Genomic DNA, 26,823 nt, shown 5'->3' on the forward strand with positions numbered 1-26,823 from the left:
GCGTGAAAAGTATTGTATAATGAGGTATATGTACAAAGATGGACGAGCATGACAGGGGGCATTCATGATGGGAAATCATCCGTACGACGCGTACTACAGCAAATTGCTGCCGGCATTGATCAGCAAAGTGGAGGAGTTTCGGCTGCTGAATTATGAAACAGCACAAACAGACATGTTGTGGCGTTTTCTCAAAGAAAAAAAGTGGAAGTCAATGGACAAAGAGCGGCCGATGTCCCGTTTGGTAGGGGATATTTTATCGGTTAAGCCGGGTGAGTATATGAACTATACACAAATCACAGCATATAAAGCACCGGAGTGGAATGAACCGATGTCTGGCGAGGAGCTGGCTTCCTTATTTGTTCCACCCAAAGGGCGTGAGTAAATTGACAGTCTGTTTGTTCTCATTCATAATGTAGAGGGCTGAGGGATTCTGGTATTCGTTACCGGAATTTTTTTTATAAACTGGTTTTTATATATCGTAAGGAGTGGGAATGAAGAATGGTAAAACGGAGCCGGATCGTTGCTTTTTTGCTTGTGGTCCTCGTTTTGTTAGGAGCGATGAGTACAACGGCAAAAAACATCGTCCAGGATATTAAACTGGGGCTTGATTTGCAGGGTGGTTTTGAAGTGCTTTATGAAGTACAGCCTGCAAAAGAAGGCCAGAAAATAACGGAAAGTGTAGTAGCGGATACTGCTGAAGCGCTGGATAAGCGAATTAATGCTCTCGGTGTCAGCGAGCCAAGCATTCAAGTGGAGGAAGGTAATCGGATTCGTGTGCAGCTGGCTGGTATAGAAGATCAGGAGCAGGCACGAAGCATGCTGTCTACACAGGCAAATTTATCTTTCCGCGATGTAAACGACAAGTTAATGATGGATGGAAGCGATCTTGTCGAAGGTGGAGCTGAGCAGTCCTTTACGGAAACCGGACAGCCCAACGTCGCTGTTAAGTTAAAAGATAAGGATAAATTCAAAGAGGTAACAGAAAAAATTGTTTCTATGGCACCAAATAATCAGCTGGTCATCTGGCTTGATTTTGAAGAAGGTAAAGATTCCTTTGCCAAGGAAGTTCAAAAAGAAAACCCGAAGTTTTTGTCAGCGCCAAATGTTGACGAAGTATTCAATACAACAGAAGTCACTATTCAAGGGGATTTTACAGTAGAAGAAGCACAGGAACTTGCAGCACTGCTGGATGCTGGGGCTCTTCCTGTTAAGCTGAAAGAAATATATTCAACGTCCGTTGGGGCACAATTTGGTGAACAAGCACTCAATGAAACGATTCTGGCGGGTATTGTTGGTATCGGGATCATCTTCTTATTTATGATTCTCTATTACCGCCTGCCTGGATTCGTAGCAGTCATTACACTGACAGCCTTTCTTTACTTAACATTGCTTATTTTTGATTTGCTTGGTGCAGTCATGACGCTGCCAGGTATCGCGGCTCTTATACTCGGGGTTGGGATGGCAGTAGATGCGAACATCATTACCGCCGAGCGGATCAAGGAAGAAATTAAGATCGGCCGGCCGATCAAAGCGGCTTTCAAGACAGGAAGCAGCAACGCCTTCCTGACCGTCGTTGACGCAAACTTAACGACACTGCTGGCCGGCGGCGTTTTATTTTACTTTGGGACAAGCTCTGTAAAAGGCTTTGCGACCACCCTTATTATTAGTATTCTGGTCAGCTTTATTACCGCTATCTGGGGCGCAAGGGTGCTGATGAGCATTCTTGTGAAAAGCAACTGGCTAAATAATAAGCCGGGCTGGTTTGGCGTGAAAAAAGCAGATATTCATCCGATTAGTGAAGGATATGATGCGCTGGATCTGCCGACTAAATTTGATAAGCTGGATTTTGTTAAACCGCATAAAAAGCTGTTTGCATTTTCGGCAGTGGCGATTATTGCCGGCATGATTGTACTGGCTGTGTTCCGCTTAAATCTCGGCATTGATTTCTCGAGCGGTTCCCGGATGGAATTACTGTCTGAGAAACCGTTAACCGAGGAGGCGGTTGAAGCAGAGCTCGACAAGCTTGGCTATGACGTAAATGTAACACTTGGCGGGGACAATCAAACCATTGCGTCTGCCCGTTTTGATGAGGCGCTGACACAGCAGGAAATTGCTAAAGTCAAAGCAGACATGAATGAAAAATTTGGATCTGAGCCAAATATCAGTACCGTTTCGCCGGTCGTTGGAAAAGAGCTAGCGAAAAATGCAATGAAGGCACTTGCCATTGCCACAATAGGGATTATTTTATATGTGGCGTTCCGTTTTGAATTCTACATGGGCCTTGCTGCCGTTCTGGCACTTTTGCATGACGTATTCTTCATTATTGCGTTTTTCAGCTTAACGCGTCTTGAAGTCGATATTACTTTTATTGCGGCTGTATTGACGATTGTCGGATATTCGATTAATGATACGATTGTTACATTTGACCGGATCCGTGAAAATATGACGAAAGCAAAGAAAATCACTGCACCGGAGCAGCTGGACGATATTATCAATAAAAGTATCCGGCAGACGCTGGCCCGTTCAATCAATACGGTTTTAACAGTTGTCATTGCGGTTATTGCGTTGATTGTGCTTGGAAGCCCGTCGATCTTAAACTTCTCCATTGCACTTTTGGTCGGCTTGATTGGCGGGGCGTATTCGTCTATCTTTATCGCTTCCCAGCTATGGCTGATCTGGAAAAAGAAAGAATTAAAGAAAAAAGGCAAGTTAATTACGTACAAAGAAAAAGCAACAAACAAAGACGAATTACAAGTATAAATGCAAAAAACCTGCAGACGCATAAGTCCGCAGGTTTTTTCTGTTAGTAAGGATGGCTTGTTTCGGTTCTTAAGCGTTTTGCTTCAAAAAAGAACATTTGTATAAATTTTTTCATATTTACTTTAACGGGAGTAGAGCTGGCGTCCGGATCTCTCTGCAATTCCATCATCTTTTGACGCACTATCATAAAATCAAAGAATTTAGCAGCGTAAAACTCAAATTTAGGATTCGTGTAATCAGCCAGTCCCAGCGACGCAAAATGAATGATAGAGTGAGTAATGGCGCGGCGAATCCGCTGCTCCGAAGCTTTCATTTCCCGATTAATGGCTTGAACAGAAGCAGTATCACCAAGCCTTTTCTGAGTGGTTTTTTCAAAAATCATTTTTAAAGAGGGGAAGGTCTGGTCTGTTGCAGGCAGGTGTTCATCGGAAAACAAAAAGTAAAGAATATCAAGTAAATCCTTTGTGCCATTGTGACCGATAATTCCAAGCTCAGCCAGCAGGTACTCTCCTATGTCGGACAGGCTGGTTTCATTTTTCGTTGATTGCGTCTCTGTTGTGTGGCCGGTCAGCAGGCCGTTCAGAGAGGTTTGGATTGTTTGAATTGATTTTTCAAGCTGAATTCGTTCTTTTACCTTTCGAATAACGGTAATGATTTCAATTCGATTGATCGGCTTCATGATGTAATATTCAGCGCCGAGTGCGTAGGCTTCACCGATCAGTTCTTTTGTTTCTACCTGGGAAATCATGATGATTTTGCCCTTGTACTGACCGGATAAATCACGAATTGTTTCAATCCCGTCTTTAATTGGCATAAGTAAATCAATAAACAAAATATCAATGTTCTGCATGTTTAAAAAAGAGCCGGTCAGCTGATCCCCATCCTCCTGTTCACCAGCTATTTCTCCTAAATCTTCATCTTCAATAATCTTTGTTAAGGTGAGACGAATGGTCTCATCATCATCAACAAGAAAAAAGCGCATAATAATCAACCTTTCTCAATAAATGACCGTCCGGGAATGCGAATGCGAAATAAAACACCGTCTGGTTCATTTTTTACTGCTATATTGCCTCCAGAGCCGTTTACAATTTCCCTGACGTGAGCAAGACCGATGCCGGTTGAAGGATTTCCCTGTTTATCGTATTTGGTTGTAAAGCCCGGCTCGAAAATGACCTCCGTGTACTTATCGGCAATAGGCTGGCCGCTGTTTCGTACTTGAAGCTCAATCCAATCCTGACGGGATAACAGGTGTATCTCTATAGTGCCCTGCTCCACAATAGCTTCTACTCCATTTGAAACCAAATTATTTACTAAGGACAAAAACGTATAAGCATGGTAGGGTGTATGCTTTCCTGAAACCATTTTAAAAAACAAGATATCCTTTTTTAATGAAGCGGCATATTTCTCATTGATCTGGACGGCTAGCTGGAGCAGCTCCTCGGCACTCATAAAATCTTTTGGGCTTTCGTTTGTAATCACTCTGGAAAGTCCTGCAAAAATTCGCTGGTTATCTTTTTTTATATCGTGAATTTTGCCGGCCAGCTTTAATGCTTTCTGGCTTGCTTCATGGTTATCCTGCTTCAGCGAGCGATAAAGCTGATAAGATTCTTTTGTTGCTTCTTCGGCATCATTCAATGTTTTTTTCAAATAAATGGTTTCCTCGTACAAATTGGAAACAAGCATAAGCATATGCTCATGCTGCTTGGTAATATGTTTTTCTCTTATGTAGGCATCATTCAGCTTAAGCATGGTCAACAAACTGACAACGATAAAGCCGCGTGCAAATGCAATCAAAAAAATTTCTATTACATCATCTAAAGAAAGAGTGATCGCAAACAACAGGGAGTCTACAAACAATTCAATAGAATTAGAAGCTAAATCGATGCCAAGCATGACAAGCCCGATTTTAATGGGCTGATTTTCGTACCGTTTTAACTGGGAAAAACGACATAAACAGGCATAGGAAAAATAATAAACAAACGCCGGAATATGGTGCAACGCGGAAGCAAAAACAGCTTCGATATGAAAAAGAGGCTGTTCAAGGACAGAACGAACTACCACGACCGCCATTGCCGTAATCAGCCCGGCCCACACCATTCGTTCTTTTCTTATACACAGCAAAAAGAAAAACATAACAGGGGGACCTAAACCAATCCGGAACACTTCTCCGAATGGATATATTTTTAATTCGCCTGCGGCGGGCACAGCGGAAGCCATAAGTAGGATCAGCAGCCGTTCGTTTTTAAAAAAGGGATGGGTAGAAAAAATAAAAAGCCTCTCCTTTTGCTTCAATATATGAAGAATAGTATACAGTTGAGCGGTGGACAACACAATATGACGATCTTTTTTGTGAAAAAAACGCTCACTTTGTAGGAAAATGTATGATCGTGTAGGTCGTGAAATATAGTTACATACATGGAAGTATACCTATCATTTGCATGTAATTAAAACAGGCATGCGTAAAGATTGAGGGCGGAGAACAAGTGGCTGCGTTTAATTCCACACTATGCGCAGCTTTGAATTGTTAATTAATAGAAGGGATTGATGAAATGAAAAAAATAGGATTAGCATGGCAAATTTTAATAGGGTTGATTCTGGGTATTGCGGTTGGGGCCGCTTTTTACGGAAATCCGCATGTATCCACTTATCTTCAGCCGATTGGTGACATTTTTTTGCGTCTTATTAAAATGATTGTTATTCCAATCGTAATTTCCAGCATCATTGTCGGCGTAGCTGGCGTTGGTGACACGAAAAAGCTCGGAAGACTGGGCGGTAAAACAATTCTTTATTTTGAAATTATTACGACTATCGCGATTCTGGTTGGGCTTGCTGCTGCCAATATTTTTCAGCCGGGTGCTGGAGTCGATATGTCCAATCTGGATAAAACCGACATCAGCAGCTATGTAGACACAACGGAAGAAACAGCAAACCATGGGTTTGCTGAAACATTTGTCAATATCGTGCCGTCAAACTTATTTACTTCTCTTGCAGAAGGTGACATGCTGGCCATTATCTTTTTCTCTGTTGTATTCGGTCTTGGTATTGCTGCAATCGGTGAAAAAGGAAAGCCGGTGTTAAACTTTTTCCAGGGAACGGCAGAAGCAATGTTTTATATTACAAACCAAATTATGAAATTTGCGCCATTCGGTGTATTTGCTTTGATTGGTGTAACGGTATCTAAATTCGGGGTTGAATCATTGATTCCGCTGAGTAAACTGGTTATTCTCGTATACGCCGCTATGATTTTCTTTATCATTGTCGTGCTGGGACTTACAGCAAAAATCGCAGGTATAAATATTCTTAACGTATTTAGAATTTTAAAAGACGAAATGATTCTTGCGTATACAACGTCAAGTTCAGAAACGGTTTTGCCGAAATTAATCGAAAAAATGGAAAGGTTCGGCTGTCCAAAGGCGATTGTTTCGTTTGTTATTCCAACGGGCTATTCGTTCAATCTTGATGGATCGACGCTTTACCAGGCAATTGCTGCTTTGTTTATTGCACAAATGTACGGTATTGAGTTGACGCTGGCAGAACAAGTATCACTTGTACTCGTTCTAATGGTTACGTCCAAAGGAATTGCTGGAGTGCCAGGCGTATCGTTTGTTGTGCTTCTTGCTACGCTTGGAAGCGTGGGCATCCCGGTTGAAGGCTTGGCATTCATCGCTGGAATTGACCGGATCATGGATATGGCCCGCACAGTGGTCAACGTTGTTGGTAACTCTCTTGCTGCCATTGTCATGTCCAAGTGGGAAGGGCAGTACGATGAAGCTAAAGGAAGACGGTACTTGGAAGAAGTGCGTCAAATACAGCAATCTAAATCCGCATAAGAAAAGACAGGCTGAAAAAGCCTGTCTTTTTTATGTTTACATCACATATGCACAAATAATTCATTTGAGTCAATATGGCCGAATACGCGAGTGATGGGAAAACGTTCTCCAGCCACCCAGCGGCCAAAGTCAATGGGGATGGGCCGTGCTTGTTCGCCAACGCCGAGCAGAACATGACGGGACGCCGGCTCATAAATGGTTGTGTGAAGCGTTCCAGCCCAGCTGGCGTACTTGTTTTTAAAAATACCGTAGCTGGGATCATTAAAGAGCTTAAACCTTTCAAAAGCGTTCTGCAAGGATTCAGAATACTTTTGAAGAGTGTGGAGCCGTTCTTTTGATTCGACAGTGTGGTGACGGTTTTCGTCAGACAATTGATTCGAAACAAAATGATTCGCGCAGGCCTCCACCTGATTATGTACATGCACGCCTCGCGGTGATGCCTCGACAACAGCGCTTCGCATAGAATTGTCGTAAATCGAATAATTGAACGCGTGACGATGTGGGATAGAACGGAGAAGCGCAACGGCTTCATCTGTTGTAGAACACGTATCAAGCACCATTCGGGCAATAACGCTGCAGGTAAAGCCGTCCTCAGCGCGGCGCCGGTTCACAAAGTGAAAGCCGATCACCAGACCCTTTTCATTCATGCCGTCAATTCGGCCGACCAGCCGTCCGCTTATGCCGACCGATGCGTAGCCATCATCGGGCTGCCATAACAAAAGCCTGCCTTCGTACGTTTTTGGATGATAATCATAGTTCCTGGCGAAAACGCCATTATTCATCAAGGCTGAGCAGCCGCTGTTCACATCGTCCGCTTGAAAACCGCTGTATTCATGAACAACGTCATACAGGGACCAGCCAAGCGATTCTGACAATCCTTCAAATTCCTCCCACATAAAAGGGGCGAAGGATTGAAAGTATTTTTTTACCTGCTTGAAATCAATATCATAAGAACGAAGAGACTTTTTGTGTCGTTTTTGATGAACGGCAAAAAGCGGCGACTGCTTGAGTTTCTCTCCGGCAAGTCGTCCAAGATCGTAGTAGCTTCCTCTTCCTTGCAAAACGTCTATATAAAACCGCTGCATCCTATTCCTGCTTTCTTTTTCTCTTATCGTGCCTGTTTTGGAAAAAGAATTCAAGAAGGAAGTGTGGAATGATGTTTGAAGGGAATTCGAAAAAGGGAAAAGTAAAGATATGTAGGGAGGGAAGAATATGAAAACACAAACAGCCCTTATTTTAGGATTAATTTTCGCACTTGTTATCGCTGTTTTTGCTGTAATTAATGTAGATCCCGTAACGGTAAATTACGCATTCGGATCTGCACAGTGGCCGCTTATTCTTGTTATTTTGTTTTCTGTGCTGCTCGGCGGTCTGGCCATTTTTATGTTCAGTTTATTTCGAACAATGGCTCTTAAACGTCAGCGCAAAGAACTGGCACGCCAAAATGAACAGCTGAAAAAAGAACTGCATGACTTAAAGCTTGAACACCGCGAGCGAAGAACGCCCGCCGCTACTTCAACTCGGCTTGCGCCGGATGGTGATTCTTAAAGGAAAAAGGAAGGCTGAATGGATTCCATTTAGCCTTCCTTTTTTAATCATATTGTCATTTATCCAATTGACCCGTATAATGAGTACGTTATGGGGTGAAATTATGCTAAAACCAAAAATGCGCTGGTCCTTGAAAGAAGTGGACCGCAAAAAAAGTGAAGCGTTTGCGGAGGAAGTTGGAACAAGCCCTCTCGCGGCATCGCTTTTATTGGGACGGGGAATCACCGAAAAAGAAGAAGCACGTGCATTTTTGTTTGATGAAGGTGTCGCTTTTCACGATCCTTTTTTATTAAAAGATATGAACAAAGCAATTGACCGTATTCGTCAGGCGAAAGAGCAGGGAGAAGCAGTTCTTGTTTTTGGTGACTATGATGCTGACGGTGTCAGCAGTACAGCGCTGCTTTTAACAGCGCTTCGCGATTACGGGGTTTACGCTGATTATTATATTCCGAACCGGTTCACTGAAGGATATGGTCCGAATGAGCCGGCTTTTCGTCATGCGAAAGAAAGTGGTTTTGGGTTAATTATTACGGTTGATACCGGAATTTCCGGTGTCCATGAAGCACAGGTGGCCAGGGAAATTGGTATTGACTTAATTATTACCGATCACCATGAGCCTGGGCCTCAGCTGCCGGAAGCATTGGCTATTATCCATCCGAAGCATCCAGACGGAACGTACCCATTTGGTTACCTTGCTGGTGTGGGCGTGGCATTAAAAGTAGCCCATGCGTTATATGGTAAAGTACCAGAGCATCTGCTTGACTTGGCCGCCATCGGGACGATTGCCGACCTGGTACCGTTGAATGGAGAAAACCGGCTGATTGCCAAAAAAGGTTTGTCGGCTCTGCGTCAAACTGAGCGGCCCGGTATTGTAGCGCTTTGCAAACAAACGAGTACGGAGCAGTCATCTATTAATGAAGAGACGGTCGGGTTTATGATCGGACCTCGTATTAATGCGGCTGGCCGTCTTGATGATGCCGGTCCGGCTGCAGAATTAATGCTGACAGAAGACATGGAAGAAGCGCTGATGCTCGCGGAAGAAATTGACGGCATGAACAAGCAGCGTCAGACGATCGTCAACGAAATGGCAAAAGAAGCGATCGACATGGTGAATGAGGAGTATCCGCCTGATGAGTACCCGGTTATTATCGTTGGTAAGGAAGGGTGGAATCCTGGTGTCGTTGGCATCGTTGCATCACGGCTGACCGATACATTTTACCGTCCAGCTATCGTCCTTGGATTTGACTCGGAGAAGGGAATTGCAAAAGGATCAGCCAGAAGCATTAAAGGTTTTGATTTGTTTCAAAGCCTGTCAACCTGCCGCGATATTCTGCCTCATTTTGGCGGTCACCCAATGGCAGCCGGCATGACATTATCTATTAATGATGTAGATGAGCTGCGCAGCCGTATGGTTCGTATCGCTAAGGATACACTTACAGAAGAGGATTTTACTCCCCTTATTCAAGTGGATGGGGAAGCGGCAGTGTCGGATATTACAGTATCGGGGATTGAGGAGCTGAATAAGCTGGCGCCGTTTGGCATGAATAACCCAAAACCTCTTTTTGTGATCCGGGACGCGAAAATTGCTTCTATGAAAAAGATTGGTGCCAATCAAACCCATTTAAAAGCAGCGCTTGAACAGGATGGGCAGACCATTGATGGAATTGGCTTTGGCATGGGCGAATACGTCGATCAAGTAGCAAAAACATCTGACATTTCGGTCATTGGTGAATTGTCCATCAATGAATGGAATAATATGCGCCGCCCGCAGCTTATGCTTCGCGACCTGCGGGTAGACGAATGCCAGCTGTTTGATATGCGCGGCGGAAAAAATGTTTCAAGCTGGTACAAAGACGTGCCGGATGAAAAAGTTGCCGTGTCTTTCAGCCATGTATCAGGGGATCCGAATGTTGTATTTGTGAAAACTGAACAGGAGGCGGCACTCGTTGAAATGGACGGGAAAAATGTAGTTCTGCTTGATTTGCCGGAAAGGGAAGCCGTGATGAAGTCACTCCTGGCTGGAAAAGCGCCGGCCCGCATTTACGCCCATTTCAGCACACAGGAGAATCATTTCTTCAGTGCGATGCCAACACGGGATCATTTTAAATGGTACTACGGGTTTTTATTAAAAAGAGGCTCATTTGATGTAAGACAGCACGGCGAGCTGCTGGCGAAAAAGCAGGGCTGGTCTTATGCTGCGGTTCGTTTTATGTCAAACGTGTTTTTAGAGCTTGGATTTGTTAAACTAGAGAATGGAAAGATTGAAGTGCAAAAGAAAGCGGACAAGCGTGATTTGAGCGAGTCGCCTGCCTACATACGAAAGCAGACGCAATTTAACCTTGAACAAAAGCTGCTGTACTCATCCTATCGTGAATTAAAAACGATTCTGGATGAATGGATGAAGCAGCCCGCTAGACACTGGGAGGAACGATGAACATGAATTTAAAAGAGTATATTAAAATTGTACCGGATTGGCCAAAGCCGGGCATTCAGTTTAAAGATATTACACCGCTAATGGATAATGGCGAGGCATTTCGTTATGCAACAGACCAAATTGTTGCTTATGCAAGAGAGAAAAAAGCTGATTTAATTGTTGGACCGGAAGCGCGTGGCTTTATTGTAGGCTGCCCAGTTGCTTACTCTCTTGGTGTAGGGTTTGCACCTGTTCGCAAAGAAGGCAAGCTGCCGCGTGAAACAATCAAAGTAGAGTATGGGCTTGAGTACGGGAAAGACGTATTGACCATTCATAAAGATGCGGTTAAGCCGGGCCAGCGTGTTTTGATTACAGACGATCTTCTGGCAACAGGCGGTACAATTGACGCAACGATCAAGCTTGTGGAGCAGCTTGGCGGTATTGTAGTAGGTATTGCCTTTTTAATTGAATTAAATTACTTGAACGGGCGCGAAAAATTGGATGGATATGATGTATTAACCATCATTCCATACGACTGATTCGACAAAAATCGCCTAATTCACAAAAAAAGTGCAGGATGACTTTACATCCTGCGCTTTTTTTTCGATAATAAGAACAATTAGTTTTTTTTTTCGGAAAGGGCGAAGGTGAACAAAACATATGGCGAAAGACCAGATATTAACCGCCGACCAGGTCATCGACCGGACCCGTGCCTACTTGAATGAGGAGCATGTCGGATTTGTCCGGCGTGCATTCGAGTACGCAAAAGAAGCGCATAAGCACCAGTTTCGTAAATCGGGCGAGCCGTACATCATTCATCCCATCCAGGTTGCGGGTATATTGGCTGAACTTGAAATGGACCCGGCAACGGTCGCATCCGGTTTTCTGCATGATGTGGTAGAAGACACGGAAGTGACACTGCAGGATTTAGCAGATGAATTTAACGCGGAAGTAGCAATGCTGGTAGACGGTGTTACAAAGCTTGGGAAAATTAAATATAAGTCAAAAGAAGAACAACAGGCAGAAAATCACCGGAAAATGTTTGTGGCAATGGCGCAGGATATTCGAGTCATTTTAATTAAACTGGCGGACCGGCTACACAACATGCGGACATTAAAACATCTGCCGCAGGAAAAACAGCGTCGTATCTCTAACGAAACGCTGGAAATATTCGCCCCGCTTGCCCATCGTCTTGGTATGTCGAAAATTAAATGGGAGCTGGAAGACACGGCTCTTCGTTATTTAAATCCGCAGCAATACTACCGGATTGTCAACTTGATGAAACGTAAGCGTGAAGAGCGGGAGCAGTATTTAGACGACGTCATAGATTTAATGCGAAGCCGGCTTGACGAAATGGACATTAGTGCGGAAATATCGGGCCGCCCTAAACATATTTACAGTATTTATCGAAAAATGGCTATGCAGCACAAACAATTTAATGAAATTTACGATTTACTGGCGGTGCGTATTGTCGTGGATAGCATTAAAGACTGTTATGCAGCACTTGGTATCATCCACACATGCTGGAAGCCAATGCCGGGCCGTTTCAAGGATTATATAGCCATGCCGAAAACGAACATGTACCAGTCTCTTCACACAACGGTCATTGGGCCGAAAGGTGATCCGCTTGAAGTGCAGATTCGTACGGAAGAAATGCACCGAATTGCTGAATTTGGGGTTGCAGCGCACTGGGCTTATAAAGAAGGCAGAACGGTGGATGAAAACGCCTCGTTTGAAAAGAAAATGACGTGGTTCCGCGAGATTTTGGATTTTCAAAATGAATCGCAGGATGCAGAAGAATTTATGGAGTCACTGAAGCTTGATTTGTTTTCAGACATGGTTTTTGTATTCACGCCAAAAGGTGATGTGCTCGAGCTGCCAGCCGGTTCTGTGCCGATTGATTTTGCTTACCGTATTCATTCAGAAATCGGCAATAAAACCATCGGCGCCAAAGTAAACGGCAAAATGGTTACGCTCGACTATAAGCTGAAAACAGGGGATATTTTAGAAATCTTAACGTCCAAGCATTCATATGGTCCAAGCAAAGATTGGATTAAAATGGCGCAGACGTCACAGGCAAAAAATAAAATCCGTCAATTCTTTAAAAAGCAAAATCGTGAAGAAAATGTGGAAAAAGGCCAGGAACTGGTCGAGAATGAAATAAAAAATATGGAATTCGATGTAAAAGAAGTACTGACACAGCAGAACTTAAAGCGCGTGGCGGAAAAGTTTAACTTTTTAAACGAAGAAGACATGTACGCAGCCGTCGGCTACAACGGTGTAACAGCTCTGCAAGTTGCCAATCGGCTGACAGAGAAACTGCGCAAGCAGCGTGATCAGGAAGCGTCTTTAAATGAAGCGGTTAAGGAAATTAAAACGCCGCCGAATCCAGCCGCACAAAAGAAAAATGCCGGCGTTACAGTAAAAGGCATTGATAACCTGCTGATTCGTTTGTCCCGCTGCTGTAATCCGGTGCCGGGTGACGACATTGTCGGCTATATTACAAAAGGACGAGGTGTTTCTGTTCACCGGGAGGACTGTCCAAATGTAACAGCAGATGACGATGCAGAAAATCGCCTGATTCCCGTTGAATGGGAGTCTGGCGGCTCTAATCAAAAAGAATATCTCGTCGACATTGAAATTTCCGGCTATGACCGGCAGGGTCTTTTAAATGAAGTCCTGCATGTGGTAAGCGAAACGAAAACAAATATTTCAGCGGTGTCTGGACGATCAGATCGGAATAAAATGGCGAAAATCGATATGTCCATTTTTATTCGTAATGTGAACCATCTGCAAAAAGTGGTGGAACGGGTTAAACAAATACCTGATATTTATGCGGTTCGCCGCATTATGAATTAACATTGGCAGGTGTGAGAAAATGAAAGTAGTTCTGCAAAGAAGTAAAAAGGCCAGTGTTATGGTTGGAGGAGAAGTAAAAGGAGCAATTGACTCCGGCCTTGTTCTTCTGGTTGGAGTGACGCATGAGGATACGGAGCAGGATGCGGCCTGGCTCGCTGAAAAAATTGTGCACCTGCGTATTTTTGAAGACGAGTCAGGGAAAATGAACCGATCGCTGCTTGATGAGGGCGGATCGATTTTATCGATTTCCCAATTTACCCTGTACGGCGATTGCAAAAAAGGCAGGCGGCCAAATTTTATGAAGGCGGCAGCTGGTTCTCACGCGGAAGGTCTGTATAATACGTTTAACCGCCTCCTCTGCGAAAAAGGGGTCCAGGTAGAAACAGGAGTGTTTGGCGCCATGATGGATGTTTCTCTTGTAAACGATGGACCGGTTACTTTAATTCTTGATACAAAAGATTAAGGTTGAAATAAACAGGAAAGTTTTTTATAATTTTTTCAGCGGGCTGGATATCCAGTTCATTATAAAAACATACGAAAAGCCATAGACGAAGAAAAGTAGTGAATACCCTGCCCGGACAGAGAAAAATGCCGCGACTGAGAGCATTTACGGTGCACCTTCATGAACAGACACTTCCGAGGCGTTTTTCTGAAAGATAGTAGGAAAAACCGCGCATTGCGTTATCAAAAAAAGGGAAAGCTTCGGCTTTAACGAGGGTGGTACCGCGGAAAACTTCCGTCCCTGCGCACAATGCAGGGATGGAAGTTTTTTTATGTGTTTTTACAAATAAAGGAGGAACAACCATGTCAGTGAATATTCCACGCGGCACACAGGATATTTTGCCAGGCCAGTCAGAAAAATGGCAGTACATAGAATCCATTGCTAAAGACGTCTGCCGCCGTTATCACTACAAAGAAATTCGAACGCCAATTTTTGAGCATACCGAATTGTTCAAGCGCAGCGTCGGCGATACAACCGACATTGTGCAAAAAGAAATGTACACGTTTGAAGACAGAGGAGAGCGGAGTTTGACCCTGCGTCCAGAAGGTACAGCGGCGGTTGTCCGTTCATTTGTTGAAAACAAAATGTTTGGCCATCCGGATCAGCCGGTAAAGCTGTTTTATACAGGCCCAATGTTCCGGTATGAGCGTCCTCAGGCAGGCCGCTATCGCCAATTTGTTCAGTTTGGTGTCGAAGCGATTGGCAGTGAAGATCCGGCTATCGATGCGGAAGTAATCGCACTTGTTATGGACATTTACAAATCAGCTGGATTGAAAAAGCTAAATCTCGTCATTAATTCCCTTGGCGATGCTGACAGCCGGAATGCACACCGTGAAGCACTGATCCGTCATTTCGAGCCGCGTATTGATGAGTTCTGCAGTGACTGTCAAACACGTTTGCAGCAAAACCCGCTACGGATTTTAGATTGCAAAAAAGATCGGAATCACGAGCTGATGGGAACAGCACCATCTATTCTGGACTATTTAAATAAAGAATCAAAAGCGTACTTTGAGAAAGTAACGGGCTATTTGGATGCAATCGGCATTCCGTATACGGTAGATCCAAAGCTTGTCCGCGGGCTTGATTACTACAACCACACAGCTTTTGAAGTGATGAGCGAAGCAGAGGGCTTCGGAGCAATTACAACGCTGTGTGGCGGTGGACGCTACAACGGCCTTGTACAGCAGCTTGGTGGCCCGGAATCACCGGGAATCGGCTTTGCTTTCAGTATTGAGCGGTTTATTGCCGCGATGGAGGCAGAAGGAACAGAATGGCCAATCGATCAAGGAATTGACTGTTTTGTCGTAGCACTTGGAGATGCAGCGAAAGATCGATCTGTATCACTTGTTCATGAACTGCGTACAGCGGGGCTTTCAGTAGAACGTGATTATCAGGACCGGAAAATGAAAGCTCAGCTGAAAGCATCTGACCGCCAGCACGCCCGCTTTACAGCGATTTTAGGCGAAGATGAACTGGCAGAAAACCGGATTACCGTCAAAGATATGGCGGCAGGTTCCCAGGACCAGGTATCACTGGATGAGTTGGCTGGTTATATTAAAACAAAAATGGAGGCGAAGTAAATGTTTGGACGCACGTTTTATAACGGTGAAATGACCGAAGAACATATTGGAAAAGAAGTATCATTAAAAGGGTGGGTGCAGCGCCGCCGTGACCTTGGGAGCGTTATTTTTATTGATTTGCGTGACCGTACAGGTATCATGCAGATCGTATTTAACCCGGAAATTTCAGCAGAAGCACTTGCTATAGCAGAAAAAGTCCGCAATGAATACGTGCTTGATGTGAAAGGAACGATTGTTAAGCGTGATGCGGAAACCGTAAACGAAAACATCCCGACTGGCACGATTGAAGTACATGTAACAGAAATCAATGTACTGAGCGAAGCGAAAACACCGCCGTTCATGATTGAAGACGGAACAGAAGTAAACGAAGACGTCCGTTTAAAGTATCGTTATATGGATCTTCGCCGTCCGGTTATGTTCGAAACGCTGAAAATGCGCAGTGACGTAACGAAAACGATTCGTGATTATTTAGATGAAGGCGGCTTCCTTGATGTGGAAACACCGATCCTAACAAAATCAACACCGGAAGGCGCCCGTGACTATCTTGTACCGAGCCGTGTTCATCCAGGCGAGTTTTATGCACTGCCGCAGTCTCCGCAAATTTTCAAGCAGCTGTTGATGGTATCCGGTATAGATCGTTATTATCAGATTGCGCGCTGTTTCCGTGATGAAGATTTGCGTGCAGACCGCCAGCCGGAATTTACACAGGTCGATATCGAAACAAGCTTTATGAGCCAGGAAGATATTATGCAGATGACGGAAGAAATGCTGAAAAAAGTGATGAAACGTGTGAAAAACGTGGATATCGATGGAGCATTCGAACGCATGACGTATGAAGATGCCATGAACCGTTTTGGCTCTGATAAGCCGGATACACGCTTCGGTCTTGAATTAATTGATATGGCAGATGTTGTACGCGGATCTGGATTCAAAGTGTTTGCACAGGTTGTAGAATCAGGCGGACAGGTAAAAGCACTTTGTGTACCAGGCGGCGGTGAAAAATATTCCCGTAAAGATATCGACCATTTAACAGAGTTCGCAGCGATTTACGGTGCGAAAGGCCTTGCGTGGCTGAAAGTGGAAGAGGATGGCATGAAGGGCCCGATTATCAAGTTCTTCACAGAAGAAGAGCAGGCGAAGATGCTGGAGACGGCTGGAGCCAAAACAGGCGATTTAATCATGTTTGTGGCAGATAAAAAACAGGTTGTCGCAGATGCATTAGGCGCTCTTCGCTTAAAGCTTGGTAAAGAGCTTGGCATGATTGACGATTCAAAATTCAATTTCCTTTGGGTTACTGACTGGCCACTGCTTGAGTATGACGAAGAAGAAGGACGTTACTACGCAGCACACCATCCATTTACAATGCCATTCCGTGAAGACATCGAGAAAATGGAATCAGATCCGGGTGCTGTACGTGCACAAGCCTATGATATTGTCTTAAACGGCTATGAGCTGGGCGGCGGTTCAATTCGTATTTTTGAACGTGATGTGCAGGAAAAAATGTTTAAGCTTCTTGGCTTTACAGAGGAACAGGCGAAAGAACAGTTCGGCTTCCTTATGGATGCATTTGAATACGGTACACCTCCGCATGGTGGTATTGCACTTGGTTTGGATCGTTTGGTTATGCTTCTTGCCGGCCGTACAAACCTGCGTGACACCATTGCATTCCCGAAAACAGCAAGCGCAGCGGATGTATTAACAGATGCGCCAGGTGAAGTATCGAATGCTCAGCTTGAAGAACTGCATCTACGTATCAGTCAAACAGCGAAATAAGAAAAAAGTTGTGTTTTTAATTTTCTGATAAATTAGCAGTGGTCATTAGTTGATTTTCAAAAAAACGTATGATAATATGATTCCAATGAGGCGAATCCTGATGTGTGCGTTAGTTACACATTCTGTTTTGACCGAACACTATATGTTAGGGAGTCTGAGTTTTTGGACAGCGCACACGCCCTTTGCGGGGACTTGCAACGCTCAAAACAGGGCACCCACCTGCTGTAGAGCGGGTTCAAAACATATGTTTTTACAACGACGGCACGATTGGGATTCGCCGTCTTTTTTTATGCTTAAAAACAGGAGTGATCTTTTACATGCTTCACCAATTTTCCCGTAATGAACTCGCCTTCGGAAAAGAAGGTCTGGATCTTTTAAAAGGATCAACAGTTGCCGTTCTAGGTATCGGCGGAGTAGGCTCATTTTCTGCGGAAGCACTTGCTCGTTCCGGAGTGGGCCGATTAATTTTAGTTGATAAAGATGTAATTGATATTACCAACATTAATCGCCAGCTGCCGGCACTGTTATCAACAGTCGGTCAGCCAAAAGCCGATTTAATGAAAGAGCGGATTGCGGATATTAATCCGGAATGTGAAGTCATTGCTTTGAAAATGTTTTACACAGAAGAAACGTATGAACAATTTTTCAGCTATGGCCTTGATTATGTAGTAGACGCGTCCGATACGATTTCCTATAAAATTCATTTAATGAAAGAATGTTTAAACCGGAATATTCCGATCATCTCCAGCATGGGAGCAGCGAATAAATTAGACCCGACGCGTTTTACAATCGCTGATATTTCCAAGACGCATACCGATCCAATTGCAAAAGTGATTCGGACACGCCTTCGCAAAGAAGGAATCCGAAAAGGCATTCCGGTTATTTTCTCTGATGAAAGTCCGATCGTCATCCGTGAAGATGTGCGCCAGGTTGTCGGCAATGATGAAGCGGAAATTCGCAAAGCGAAAATGCCGCCTGCGTCAAATGCTTTTGTTCCATCTGTCGCCGGGTTAATTGCGGCGAGCTATGTAGTGCGTGATATTTTAAAAGATGTTAAAATCTCTCGTGTCAACGATTAAAAAAAGTCATCCTTTTCCGGGGATGACTTTTTTTCTTTTAAAAGGGGCTTTTTATCTATTTATGGTATACTGTCATAGATTAACAATGATCGGAGCGCAGAATAATATGAATTTATTTATGGCTCGCCAGCCAATTTTCAACGTTAATGAGCAGGTATTTGGCTATGAATTGCTGTACCGAAACAGCGAAGCAAATGCTTTTCCGGATATATCTCCGGATCAAGCGACAATTGAAGTATTAATCCATTCATTTGTGACTGTTGGCGTGGAAAAAATTGCACACGGCCACCCTTGTTTTATTAACTTTACGGAAACACTGCTGAAGGAAAAAGTGGCTGAAAGCTTCCCTCCGCAGCATGTGATTATTGAAGTGCTGGAGAATATCCCGATCACCGCCGAGCTGATTGTAGCTCTTAAACGGCTTAAACAAAAAGGATATTCAATTGCTTTAGATGATTTTATCCTGCGGGGGCAGACAGAATTATATAATGAACTATTCGCCCTGACTACATATATAAAAGTAGACTTTTTGAATTCAACGGCCGCCGAACGGCTTGCCATAGAACAAAAAGTGACAAACCAATTCCCTCATATTGTGCTATTGGCAGAAAAAGTAGAAACACGTGAAGAATTCGAGAGAGCGAAAAGCGCAGGCTATGAGCTGTTTCAGGGCTACTTTTTCGCGAAGCCGCAGCTGATCCGGTCAAAAGACCTGCCAATCAATGCCGTTTCGTATTTTTATTTGATCAAGCTTTTGCAGGCTGAGGAAATCGATATTGATCAAATTGCTCGCTTGATTGAACGGGATGTGTCACTGTCATATCATTTATTAAAGCTGGCCAATTCACCTGCACTGCGTACAAGAGCCAAAATCAAGTCTATTAAACAAGCGATTATGATGCTTGGATTTATTGAACTGACAAAATGGCTGTATGTACTGGCTCTGCGGGAAATACAAAAGGAGCTGCCGGGCAAAACAAAAGAATTAATGGAATCTGCACTGTTTCGCGCAAAGGTATGCGAGGGGCTGGCACAAGAGACTCAGGCAGGAAATGCTGCTGAATTTTTTCTTGCGGGTATGTTCTCCCTCGTAGATGTGCTGTTGAGCTGCAGTGTATCAGATGTACTGACTCAAATTCCTTTGTCCGATGAGATCAATGAAACGCTAACCGGCAATGTAACGACGATTACGCCTTATTTAGAACTTGCTGTAGGTATGGATATCGTAGATTGGGCGGTTATTGAAACAAAAGCAGGAGAGCTTGGAATAAGTTCGCATACAATAAAAAAAGTTTATGAAAACGCCCGGCAGTGGGCAGCTGAAATGAATCAAACAAATAAAAAACAACTAGAGAACAGTCAAATATGAACCAGCAGCCGCAATGTGGCTGCTGGGTTTTTTTACAATTTATTGGTTGACGTGTATTCGTGTATTAGTGTACTATACAAATAGTACACTAATACACGAGGTGATCAATTTGTTTTTAGGACTGTTAAAAAAAGACTTTCTGCTTGTGAAAACGTACTTGTGGATTTGGCTGGCGGCGCTTTTGCTTCTCTACATGGCCGGCGGCTTGCTTGCATCCTATTACAGTGTGTTTTATTACATGTTTCCTTTGTTGCTTACGCTTTACGTTGGACATACGGTCATTTTTCCTGTTGCATCTGCTATTTTGCTGAAAGCTGAAGAAAAAGGGCAGTACTGGCGCCACGGCACAGCAGGTGCTGTCAAGTTGCTCGGTTCAAAATTGATGATGGCTGCCCTTTTTACAATTACTTCTCTATTTTTGACCAATTTATTCATGGTGATCAGCTGGGTAATTATGGAACCCGTTTCCAACCCTTTTATTGACCTATCGGGGTCTATTCCCTGGCTCGAAGGTACGATATTCAACATAGCGATTGTATTCGGCGGCCTTTACTTTACGCTCTGGGGTCTTTTTCTCTGGGGTCTGTTTCATTCTCTGGCCCAGTATCCGGCATTAAAAAAATTTGCATGGGTAATTATCTTCGCCGTTTATTTTGGAACTCAGGCGATTCTTACCCGCCTGAGTGAATGGCAGCCGGTGAAAAACTTTTTGCAGAGCTGGTCCATACAAATGGAGTTAACAGAAATGAGTGCAAGCCATTTTGGAAATGTAGCACTGGATTTCACTGATAAAGGCGGGGAGCTTCTTCTTTGGCCAATATTGTTGTCAATCGCAGGACTTTGCATATTATTTTGGGCAGCCAGCTGGCTTCTTGATCGAAAAGTTGAGGTGTAAACAATGAGCACGGAATTTCAAACATCCAAACCGATATACAGCCAGATCGCTGATCGAATCGTTCAGCAATTTGTGCGTGGAGAATTGCTTCCGGGTGAAAAGCTGCCGTCGGTCAGGGAAATGGCGATTCAATCAGGTGTAAATCCAAATACTATTCAACGAACATACGGCGAGCTTGAGCGTCTTGGTGTCGTTGAAACAAAGCGGGGGCAGGGGACATTTATGACAGAAAAAAACGAAATGATCCAGAAAATGCGAACGGATATTCAACAGGAAATCATACAGGCGTTTATCCAAAACATGCGTCAAATTGGGCTGAGTGACGAGGAAATCCATCATTCTGTTCACGAATGCTTGAAAGGAGGCGGAGCGTCGTGATCACTTTAGATAACGTAACAAAGCAATACGGAAGAAAAAAATCACTCGATGGGTTGACTTATACATTTGAGTGCGGGAAGGTGTATGGCATTCTTGGGCCGAATGGCAGTGGGAAATCAACTATGATGAAAGCAATAGCAGGTCTTGTTTATCCGACTGAAGGAAAAGTTTTGATTGAAGGAAAGCCAGTCAGCCGTAACATTGCCCGGAATCTTGCTTTTTTATCTACAGAAGGCATGCTGTATAAAAGCTTTCGAGTGGAGCAAATGATTCAATTTTTCAAATCGCAGTATGCGGACTTCAGCAAGGACAAAGCCGAGGAGCTGCTTGCTTTTATGGAACTGGACCGCCGTCAAAGGGTGAGTGAGCTGTCAAAAGGACAGCAGGGACGGTTGAAGCTGCTGCTTGTGCTGGCACGGAAAACAGATATTCTCCTTTTGGATGAACCGTTTGTCGGCCTTGATCCAATGGTGCGGGATACGATTGTGAAAAGCCTTGTATCGTTTATTGATTTTGGCAAACAGACAGTCATTATCACCACACACGAAATAACAGAAATCGAGCCTATCTTAGAAGAAGCATTGCTGCTTGAGCAAGGGAAAATCACCGCTTCATGCAACGTAGAGCAGGTAAGGGAAGAGCAGGGACTGTCCGTTTTGGAATGGCTGAAAACAAATGTGCACAGGGGGGCGTTGGCGTGAGCGTTGTAGTCCAGCTTGAAAATGTGACGAAAACAATCAAAGGAAGGAAGATTATTGATTCCTTACATTTCAGCGTACATGAAGGAGAGGTTTTTGGATTTCTCGGTCCGAACGGTGCGGGGAAAACAACGACCATTCGAATGATTGTGGGACTGATGAAGATGTCAGAAGGTGATATTTTTATCTCCGGACACAGCGTCCGGACCCATTTTGAGGATGCGATTGACAATGTGGGGGCGATTGTAGAAAATCCCGAGTTATACAAATTTTTAAGCGGCTATGAAAATTTAAAACAGTACGCCCGTATGCAAAAGGGCATTACGAAGCAGCGGCTCGATAAAGTGGTGGAGCTGGTCGGATTAACGGACCGGATTCATGACAAAGTCAAAACGTATTCGCTTGGCATGCGCCAGCGGCTCGGCATTGCCCAGTCGATTTTACACCGTCCGAAAGTGCTTATTTTAGATGAGCCGACGAACGGACTTGATCCAGCCGGTATTAAAGAAATCCGCCAGTATATTCGCGACCTGGCCGAAAAAGAAGACATGGCGGTTATTGTTTCCAGCCACCTGCTGTCTGAAATGGAAATGATGTGTGACCGGATCGGTATTCTGCAAAAAGGAAAGATGATTGGTGTGCAATCCGTTCGGGGCTGGATGGAAGACGGACTTGAAACGTATTGTGCAGACGTAGAAAAAAATGATCTGGCTGCAGCAGCCATGTGTATAAAAGAAACAGCGTCCGGCACGAATGTAAAGCAGGAGGGAAATCATCTTTTATTTTCAGCGGAACGATCAGACATTCCGGTTATTATCCGGCTGCTGGCTGAACGTGGTTTGTCTGTATACGAGGTGAGAAAAGTGTCCAAGTCGCTTGAGGACCGATTTCTTGAAATTACCGGGCAACAGGAGGTGGTATGATGGTTGGACTTATTCAAAACGAATGGATCAAGCTGTTTAAACGGCCGGGGACGTATGTGATGGCGGCGGTGCTGCTTCTTTTCATTACGGCTTTTGCGGCTTTTACAAAATATGAGACCAGCAAACAGGCTCATGAAACAAATTGGAAGCAGGAAGTACAGGCAGAAACGGCTTTGTATCAAAAGCAATTGGCCGAAAGCGCGGGAATCACAAAAGAGAAAAAAGAATTTATAGAAGGACAGATCGCTGTGAATGAGTGCCGGCTGGCGGAGAACAAACCGGTCGACACTGCTCCAAATATGTGGTCGTTTGTAGAGTCCGCCAATGATATATTGCAATTTGCCGGCTTGTTTATCATCGTGATTGCCGGCGGCATCGTAGCCAGTGAATTTTCCTGGGGAACGGTCAAGCTTCTGTTGATCCGGCCAATCAGCCGTTCAAAAGTGCTGCTGTCAAAATATGCGACTGTCGTGCTGTTTGGTTTATTTTTAACGATGCTGGCGTTTTTGTTTTCGGTTGTTATTGGTGCCCTTTTGTTCGGCATCGAAGGTGAATCGGTCCACCTGGCCTATAACGGCGGGCAGATTGTTGAACAAAACATACTTTTTTATTTATTGAAGCTGTATGGATTGAATATGCTGGATCTATTGATGATGGCCACGATGGCGTTTATGATTTCCGCCGTATTTCGTAATAGCTCACTGGCCATCGGAATTTCGCTTTTTCTATTATTTACGGGGCCAAATGTTACTTATCTACTGTCCATGCGCTATGATTGGGCTAAATATCTTTTATTTGCCAACACGGACCTGACCCAGTTTCAAACAGGTGATGCTATGGTGGAAGGAATGACAATCGGCTTCTCGCTTACGATGCTGGCTCTTTACTTTGCTTTTTTTCAGCTGCTGGCATTTGGGGTATTTCAAAAACGAGATGTCGCCGCATAATTGTTGAAAGTCGTCGAAAAGAATGGAGGGAAAATGGTTCAACTTCTGTTAATCTTCGCCATGCTTTGTCTTGCAGCGAGCGGTGTTTCTTTTATAAACCAGCTTTTCACAAAAGGCTGGAGTAGAATAAAGTGGAAAACGCCGGGGATTTTGTTTCTTTTATATATTGCCGCTTATATTCCATTTATAATGATGCAAAATTAAATAACACGCCGGGACTCCCGACGTGTTATTTTTTGCTTCTTTCAATTTTTTCATATATACCGGCCAGCGCCTGCTCGAATTTGCCGGTTGCTTTTGGTTCAAAATAACGCCGTTGCTTTAATGTACTTGGCAAATAAGACTGTGCGACCCAGCCGCCATCAAAATCGTGTGGATACTGATATCCAACCCCATGGCCGAGCTTGGCAGCACTTTTGTAATGTGCATCTTTTAAATGATCTGGCACAGCGCCCGCACGTCCAGCACGTACATCGGCGAGCGCCGCATCGATTGCTTTATAAGCAGAGTTAGATTTCGGTGACAAGCACAGCTCTATGACTGCGTTGGCGAGAGGGATGCGTGCTTCTGGAAATCCGAGCCGTTCTGCCGCCTCAACAGCAGAAAGGGTGCGTTCTCCGGCCTGTGGACTGGCAAGGCCCACATCTTCATAGGCAATCACAACAAGACGTCTGGCGATACTAACAAGATCGCCTGCTTCAATTAAGCGGGCGAGATAGTGGAGAGCAGCATTCACATCGCTGCCCCGGATGGATTTTTGAAATGCGCTTAATACGTCATAATGAGCATCGCCATCCTTGTCATGGGCAAAACTTTTTCGCTGAAGACATTCCTCGGCCGTTTGGAGTGAGATATGAATCGTACCAGTTGCACTCGGCCTGGTGGACGACACAGCTAGTTCAAGTGCGTTTAATGAGCTGCGAACATCGCCACCGGAGCCCTGGGCAAAATGAGTAAGTGCTTCATCGGTTACCTCTGTTTTAAACATGCCGAGCCCTCGTTCTTTATCCCGCAGCGCTTCGTTTAACAGGCGCTTTACTGAGTCAGGCTCAAGCGGCTTTACTTCGAAAATCTGGCACCGGCTCCGGATTGCGGGATTAATAGCGTGATACGGGTTGCTGGTCGTGGCGCCGATCAAAATAATCATCCCGTTTTCCAAAAATGGCAGCAAATAATCCTGCTTGGCTTTGTCAAGGCGGTGGGCCTTTGTATACCTATTTCAAATGGATAAAAAGATAGAAAGCTTATAAATAAAGGTTTGTATTAATATTATCCATTTAAAACGGTTAATAGCCTTAAAATTCATCACAAAGTTATTCCAAGTGATTCATGTTTAATACAGTTACCACGTTGTTTAAATTGGTTAATTTTCGTATTCCTATTCCGGTGAGGAATTTTATGGGCATGCTGAATAAATCTGTTAATAAGACTTTTTACATGCTATAATATGTACTAGACTTCAGCAGAAGTAAATAATAAGGGATAGGTGTTTATGTAAATGTCTCAACAACCATTGGTTCAGAATGTGCAACAACAGGATTCAAAAATCGCCATTCAAACGAAACTTGATTTGCTGAGCAATTCTTATCAGCCGATGATTGATAAGTTTCATAAAGTTCAAGGAACTCAAGACTGGGAAAAATTTATCTTTAAGTTATATATGTCAAATCCCTGTAAGTTGACGCTTAATACTTTTAAACAAAACAATATCATTAAAGCTTTACACGGTTTCGTAGCCCTTTTAATACTTATTGTGATGGGAACTCTTGCAGATAAATTTTCTTCATATTTGGCTAATTGGGACTTGTTCCAAAATGATTTATTCCAAGCCATTATCACCAACAACGGTTCAAGTAAATTTGGAGAGGTTCTCGATAAAATTGCACTAGCTGTCCTTGTTACTGTTCCCTTTTATTTAATCGTATATATTATTTTGCATTGTTATCATATCAAAAATGCTCGTAAAAACATGAAGGATTGGACTCATCCAATGTTTAATCTTGGATTGTATAGACATGTAAATCCAAACGAATATGCTCAAATAGAGCCTTTTGTTCGGGAATATTTTCAATTAAAGCAACTTGAAGCATATGTTTTATCAAATAACATGTCAGATACTTTAGAAATAGCTACCGCTGAGGTTATTAATTTAAAGAAAGAATATGATGAATTAAAGAGAAAGTCACTGCAATTTAACCAAGAGAAACAAGGATTAAACGAGATGTTGGATGTATTTCAACGTAACTTTTTCAAAATCGCTGAATGTTTTTTAAATAATAATTTTTCTAATTTTGAATTAGATTTAGGATTAATAAGTCCCAAATATACTATTTATAAAATAGTACATGGGCAAACAACTGCTAATCGAATTGAGCCAAACACAATACCCGGCGCAAACAAAATAGTACAGTTGTCAACTTCATCGCCAGACCCTGTTTCCCGCTCTTATTATAGTCCGCACGCTTTTACACATTTTAAAGGGAGCAATACTGCATGCTTTAAGGTCACCTTAAAATCAAATATTATATGGATAATTAGCTATAAATTAAATCCAGATGATGATAACAGGATGAAATTCCTGTCAACAGATGATAAAATAATAAGTGAAGAGACCATAATTAGTAAGAATGTTTATGAAATTGTTAAATTGCATCTTAACTTACAACATAAGTACAGCAATTTAAGTACAGCAGTTACAGAAGGAGGAGAGAGATAATGCCTAATTTAGCGGAAACTAGTAGCGTTAGTCGTTCCTCAAAAAAAACCGGAAGAAAAGCAAGGACGAAATCTTTGGAAAGAGCAAGGATGAGTGCGGCTAGAACTAAAAGCAGCGTAGCTGATGTTAAGGAGAATTCCCTTAGCCCTCGCGGACAAGCTGTACATTCAAGGTTATTGGATGAACGAAATGATATTTTAGAACTTCAAGATAAAATTGATGAACGGTTTGACTCGTTGCTTAAGTTGCTGAATAACAAATAACCCTCTCAAAAAAGAGAGGGTTATTTTTTTGAACCAGACCGTAACAAATCAATTAACGTATCAAATCGTTTGGATACTTTTTCACCTGTACTTAAAATTTCATCCATTCGTATTTTATCTATTTCATTCAAGGTTTTCATTTCTTTATAACTAATTCCCCAATATTTATCTTTATCAACATTTCTCATATCCATCCCCTCACTTTTGATTAAAGCTATGGTTCTTCATCATTTTTTAGAAGTTGTTATTTAAAACATTTAATTCTGGTTGACTGTGTATGTATTATTATC

The 26,823-nt window shown here is 43.4% G+C and carries 23 protein-coding genes, 1 other RNA gene, 1 pseudogene and 1 other annotated feature; of the genes and pseudogenes, 20 read left to right on the forward strand and 5 right to left on the reverse strand.

Features of this window, described 5'->3' with window-relative positions; translation table 11 throughout:
* Positions 1-67: 67 nt before the first annotated feature.
* Positions 68-382 carry a post-transcriptional regulator gene (locus VP97_RS08185; RefSeq protein ID WP_050181257.1) on the forward strand — a complete coding sequence of 105 codons (315 nt, stop codon included), beginning with the start codon at positions 68-70 and terminating at the stop codon, positions 380-382.
* Between the two features lie 116 nt (positions 383-498).
* Positions 499-2,760: a protein translocase subunit SecDF gene (secDF, locus tag VP97_RS08190; protein WP_050181258.1), complete on the forward strand. Its 2,262-nt coding sequence runs from the start codon at positions 499-501 to the stop codon at positions 2,758-2,760.
* A 43-nt stretch (positions 2,761-2,803) separates the two neighbouring features.
* Here secDF and VP97_RS08195 read toward each other — a convergent pair whose 3' ends face one another.
* Together VP97_RS08195 and VP97_RS08200 are read right to left on the reverse strand one after the other, a co-directional pair.
* Positions 2,804-3,742, reverse strand: a complete 939-nt coding sequence (locus VP97_RS08195) for a response regulator (protein ID WP_050181259.1) — start codon at positions 3,740-3,742, stop codon at positions 2,804-2,806.
* A 5-nt stretch (positions 3,743-3,747) separates the two neighbouring features.
* Positions 3,748-4,977 carry a sensor histidine kinase gene (locus tag VP97_RS08200; RefSeq protein ID WP_050181260.1) on the reverse strand — a complete coding sequence of 410 codons (1,230 nt, stop codon included), beginning with the start codon at positions 4,975-4,977 and terminating at the stop codon, positions 3,748-3,750.
* A gap of 332 nt (positions 4,978-5,309) precedes the next feature.
* On the opposite strand from VP97_RS08200, the gene gltP reads away from it, so the two are divergent.
* Positions 5,310-6,590, forward strand: a complete 1,281-nt coding sequence (gene gltP / locus VP97_RS08205) for a glutamate/aspartate:proton symporter GltP (RefSeq protein WP_050181261.1) — start codon at positions 5,310-5,312, stop codon at positions 6,588-6,590.
* Between the two features lie 41 nt (positions 6,591-6,631).
* Here the strand turns inward: gltP and VP97_RS08210 are convergent, their stop codons facing one another.
* On the reverse strand, positions 6,632-7,675 hold the full coding sequence (locus tag VP97_RS08210; protein ID WP_050181262.1) for a C45 family autoproteolytic acyltransferase/hydrolase: 1,044 nt from the start codon (positions 7,673-7,675) through the stop codon (positions 6,632-6,634).
* 127 nt (positions 7,676-7,802) lie between these two features.
* Here VP97_RS08210 and VP97_RS08215 point away from each other — a divergent pair, with 127 nt between their 5' ends.
* The 15 genes from VP97_RS08215 to VP97_RS08285 all read left to right on the forward strand — a co-directional run bounded on the left by VP97_RS08215 (position 7,803) and on the right by VP97_RS08285 (position 23,554).
* The gene (locus VP97_RS08215; RefSeq protein WP_050181264.1) at positions 7,803-8,138 is read left to right on the forward strand and encodes a LapA family protein; all 336 of its coding nucleotides are present in this window, start codon (positions 7,803-7,805) and stop codon (positions 8,136-8,138) included.
* Positions 8,139-8,241: 103 nt separating this feature from the next.
* Positions 8,242-10,572, forward strand: a complete 2,331-nt coding sequence (recJ, locus tag VP97_RS08220; protein WP_050181266.1) for a single-stranded-DNA-specific exonuclease RecJ — start codon at positions 8,242-8,244, stop codon at positions 10,570-10,572.
* 2 nt (positions 10,573-10,574) lie between these two features.
* Complete coding sequence (locus tag VP97_RS08225; protein WP_050181268.1) at positions 10,575-11,090, forward strand: adenine phosphoribosyltransferase; 516 nt, start codon at positions 10,575-10,577, stop codon at positions 11,088-11,090.
* Positions 11,091-11,211: 121 nt separating this feature from the next.
* Positions 11,212-13,410, forward strand: a complete 2,199-nt coding sequence (locus tag VP97_RS08230) for a RelA/SpoT family protein (protein WP_050181269.1) — start codon at positions 11,212-11,214, stop codon at positions 13,408-13,410.
* A 19-nt stretch (positions 13,411-13,429) separates the two neighbouring features.
* Positions 13,430-13,873, forward strand: a complete 444-nt coding sequence (dtd, locus tag VP97_RS08235) for a D-aminoacyl-tRNA deacylase (protein ID WP_050181270.1) — start codon at positions 13,430-13,432, stop codon at positions 13,871-13,873.
* 73 nt (positions 13,874-13,946) lie between these two features.
* Positions 13,947-14,157: a binding site (T-box leader), on the forward strand.
* A gap of 57 nt (positions 14,158-14,214) precedes the next feature.
* A complete protein-coding gene (gene hisS / locus VP97_RS08245; protein WP_050181273.1) occupies positions 14,215-15,492 on the forward strand; it encodes a histidine--tRNA ligase in 1,278 nt (425 codons plus the stop codon).
* Positions 15,493-17,265, forward strand: a complete 1,773-nt coding sequence (aspS, locus tag VP97_RS08250; protein ID WP_050181274.1) for an aspartate--tRNA ligase — start codon at positions 15,493-15,495, stop codon at positions 17,263-17,265. It abuts the gene before it with no gap.
* 91 nt (positions 17,266-17,356) lie between these two features.
* Positions 17,357-17,543: non-coding RNA, 6S RNA (gene ssrS, locus VP97_RS23235), on the forward strand.
* A gap of 39 nt (positions 17,544-17,582) precedes the next feature.
* Entirely contained in the window at positions 17,583-18,344 is a 762-nt protein-coding gene (locus tag VP97_RS08255) for a tRNA threonylcarbamoyladenosine dehydratase (RefSeq protein WP_050181312.1), read from the forward strand.
* Between the two features lie 106 nt (positions 18,345-18,450).
* On the forward strand, positions 18,451-19,713 hold the full coding sequence (locus tag VP97_RS08260) for an EAL and HDOD domain-containing protein (RefSeq protein WP_172656747.1): 1,263 nt from the start codon (positions 18,451-18,453) through the stop codon (positions 19,711-19,713).
* A gap of 109 nt (positions 19,714-19,822) precedes the next feature.
* Complete coding sequence (locus VP97_RS08265) at positions 19,823-20,608, forward strand: hypothetical protein (protein ID WP_050181276.1); 786 nt, start codon at positions 19,823-19,825, stop codon at positions 20,606-20,608.
* Positions 20,609-20,611: 3 nt separating this feature from the next.
* Positions 20,612-20,986: a GntR family transcriptional regulator gene (locus tag VP97_RS08270; RefSeq protein WP_050181277.1), complete on the forward strand. Its 375-nt coding sequence runs from the start codon at positions 20,612-20,614 to the stop codon at positions 20,984-20,986.
* Positions 20,983-21,687, forward strand: a complete 705-nt coding sequence (locus tag VP97_RS08275) for an ABC transporter ATP-binding protein (protein ID WP_245629861.1) — start codon at positions 20,983-20,985, stop codon at positions 21,685-21,687. The genes VP97_RS08270 and VP97_RS08275 overlap by 4 nt, the downstream gene beginning before the upstream one ends.
* Positions 21,684-22,607, forward strand: a complete 924-nt coding sequence (locus VP97_RS08280) for an ABC transporter ATP-binding protein (protein WP_156153444.1) — start codon at positions 21,684-21,686, stop codon at positions 22,605-22,607. The genes VP97_RS08275 and VP97_RS08280 overlap by 4 nt, the downstream gene beginning before the upstream one ends.
* Positions 22,607-23,554, forward strand: a complete 948-nt coding sequence (locus VP97_RS08285) for an ABC transporter permease (RefSeq protein ID WP_050181282.1) — start codon at positions 22,607-22,609, stop codon at positions 23,552-23,554. The genes VP97_RS08280 and VP97_RS08285 overlap by 1 nt, the downstream gene beginning before the upstream one ends.
* Before the next feature lie 229 nt (positions 23,555-23,783).
* Here the strand turns inward: VP97_RS08285 and VP97_RS08290 are convergent.
* A pseudogene (locus VP97_RS08290) lies at positions 23,784-24,761 on the reverse strand (replication-associated recombination protein A); the annotation flags it as partial.
* Positions 24,762-25,052: 291 nt separating this feature from the next.
* On the opposite strand from VP97_RS08290, the gene VP97_RS08295 reads away from it, so the two are divergent.
* Positions 25,053-26,270, forward strand: a complete 1,218-nt coding sequence (locus VP97_RS08295; protein ID WP_050181284.1) for a hypothetical protein — start codon at positions 25,053-25,055, stop codon at positions 26,268-26,270.
* Positions 26,270-26,533 (forward strand): hypothetical protein, encoded by a 264-nt coding sequence (locus VP97_RS08300; RefSeq protein ID WP_050181285.1) that lies wholly within the window; start codon positions 26,270-26,272, stop codon positions 26,531-26,533. Before VP97_RS08295 ends, VP97_RS08300 begins: the two co-directional genes overlap by 1 nt.
* Before the next feature lie 20 nt (positions 26,534-26,553).
* Here VP97_RS08300 and VP97_RS23775 read toward each other — a convergent pair whose 3' ends face one another.
* The gene (locus VP97_RS23775; protein WP_156153445.1) at positions 26,554-26,721 is read right to left on the reverse strand and encodes a hypothetical protein; all 168 of its coding nucleotides are present in this window, start codon (positions 26,719-26,721) and stop codon (positions 26,554-26,556) included.
* Positions 26,722-26,823 lie beyond the last annotated feature (102 nt).

The organism is Domibacillus robiginosus (genome assembly GCF_000966195.1).
In the GTDB taxonomy this organism is placed as follows: Bacteria; Bacillota; Bacilli; order Bacillales; family Domibacillaceae; genus Domibacillus; species Domibacillus robiginosus.

Bases quoted from the DNA above. Each gene is read 5' to 3' on its own strand.
- VP97_RS08300 (WP_050181285.1), top strand. From the start codon at position 26,270: ATGCCTAATTTAGCGGAAACTAGTAGCGTTAGTCGTTCCTCAAAAAAA.
- VP97_RS08200 (WP_050181260.1), bottom strand. From the start codon at position 4,977: ATGGCTTCCGCTGTGCCCGCCGCAGGCGAATTAAAAATATATCCATTC.
- aspS (WP_050181274.1), top strand. From the start codon at position 15,493: ATGTTTGGACGCACGTTTTATAACGGTGAAATGACCGAAGAACATATT.
- VP97_RS08215 (WP_050181264.1), top strand. From the start codon at position 7,803: ATGAAAACACAAACAGCCCTTATTTTAGGATTAATTTTCGCACTTGTT.
- VP97_RS08195 (WP_050181259.1), bottom strand. From the start codon at position 3,742: ATGCGCTTTTTTCTTGTTGATGATGATGAGACCATTCGTCTCACCTTA.
- VP97_RS23775 (WP_156153445.1), bottom strand. From the start codon at position 26,721: ATGAGAAATGTTGATAAAGATAAATATTGGGGAATTAGTTATAAAGAA.
- VP97_RS08185 (WP_050181257.1), top strand. From the start codon at position 68: ATGGGAAATCATCCGTACGACGCGTACTACAGCAAATTGCTGCCGGCA.
- dtd (WP_050181270.1), top strand. From the start codon at position 13,430: ATGAAAGTAGTTCTGCAAAGAAGTAAAAAGGCCAGTGTTATGGTTGGA.
- recJ (WP_050181266.1), top strand. From the start codon at position 8,242: ATGCTAAAACCAAAAATGCGCTGGTCCTTGAAAGAAGTGGACCGCAAA.
- secDF (WP_050181258.1), top strand. From the start codon at position 499: ATGGTAAAACGGAGCCGGATCGTTGCTTTTTTGCTTGTGGTCCTCGTT.
- VP97_RS08270 (WP_050181277.1), top strand. From the start codon at position 20,612: ATGAGCACGGAATTTCAAACATCCAAACCGATATACAGCCAGATCGCT.
- VP97_RS08255 (WP_050181312.1), top strand. From the start codon at position 17,583: ATGCTTCACCAATTTTCCCGTAATGAACTCGCCTTCGGAAAAGAAGGT.
- gltP (WP_050181261.1), top strand. From the start codon at position 5,310: ATGAAAAAAATAGGATTAGCATGGCAAATTTTAATAGGGTTGATTCTG.
- VP97_RS08285 (WP_050181282.1), top strand. From the start codon at position 22,607: ATGGTTGGACTTATTCAAAACGAATGGATCAAGCTGTTTAAACGGCCG.
- VP97_RS08230 (WP_050181269.1), top strand. From the start codon at position 11,212: ATGGCGAAAGACCAGATATTAACCGCCGACCAGGTCATCGACCGGACC.
- VP97_RS08210 (WP_050181262.1), bottom strand. From the start codon at position 7,675: ATGCAGCGGTTTTATATAGACGTTTTGCAAGGAAGAGGAAGCTACTAC.
- VP97_RS08295 (WP_050181284.1), top strand. From the start codon at position 25,053: ATGTCTCAACAACCATTGGTTCAGAATGTGCAACAACAGGATTCAAAA.
- VP97_RS08225 (WP_050181268.1), top strand. From the start codon at position 10,575: ATGAATTTAAAAGAGTATATTAAAATTGTACCGGATTGGCCAAAGCCG.
- hisS (WP_050181273.1), top strand. From the start codon at position 14,215: ATGTCAGTGAATATTCCACGCGGCACACAGGATATTTTGCCAGGCCAG.
- VP97_RS08260 (WP_172656747.1), top strand. From the start codon at position 18,451: ATGAATTTATTTATGGCTCGCCAGCCAATTTTCAACGTTAATGAGCAG.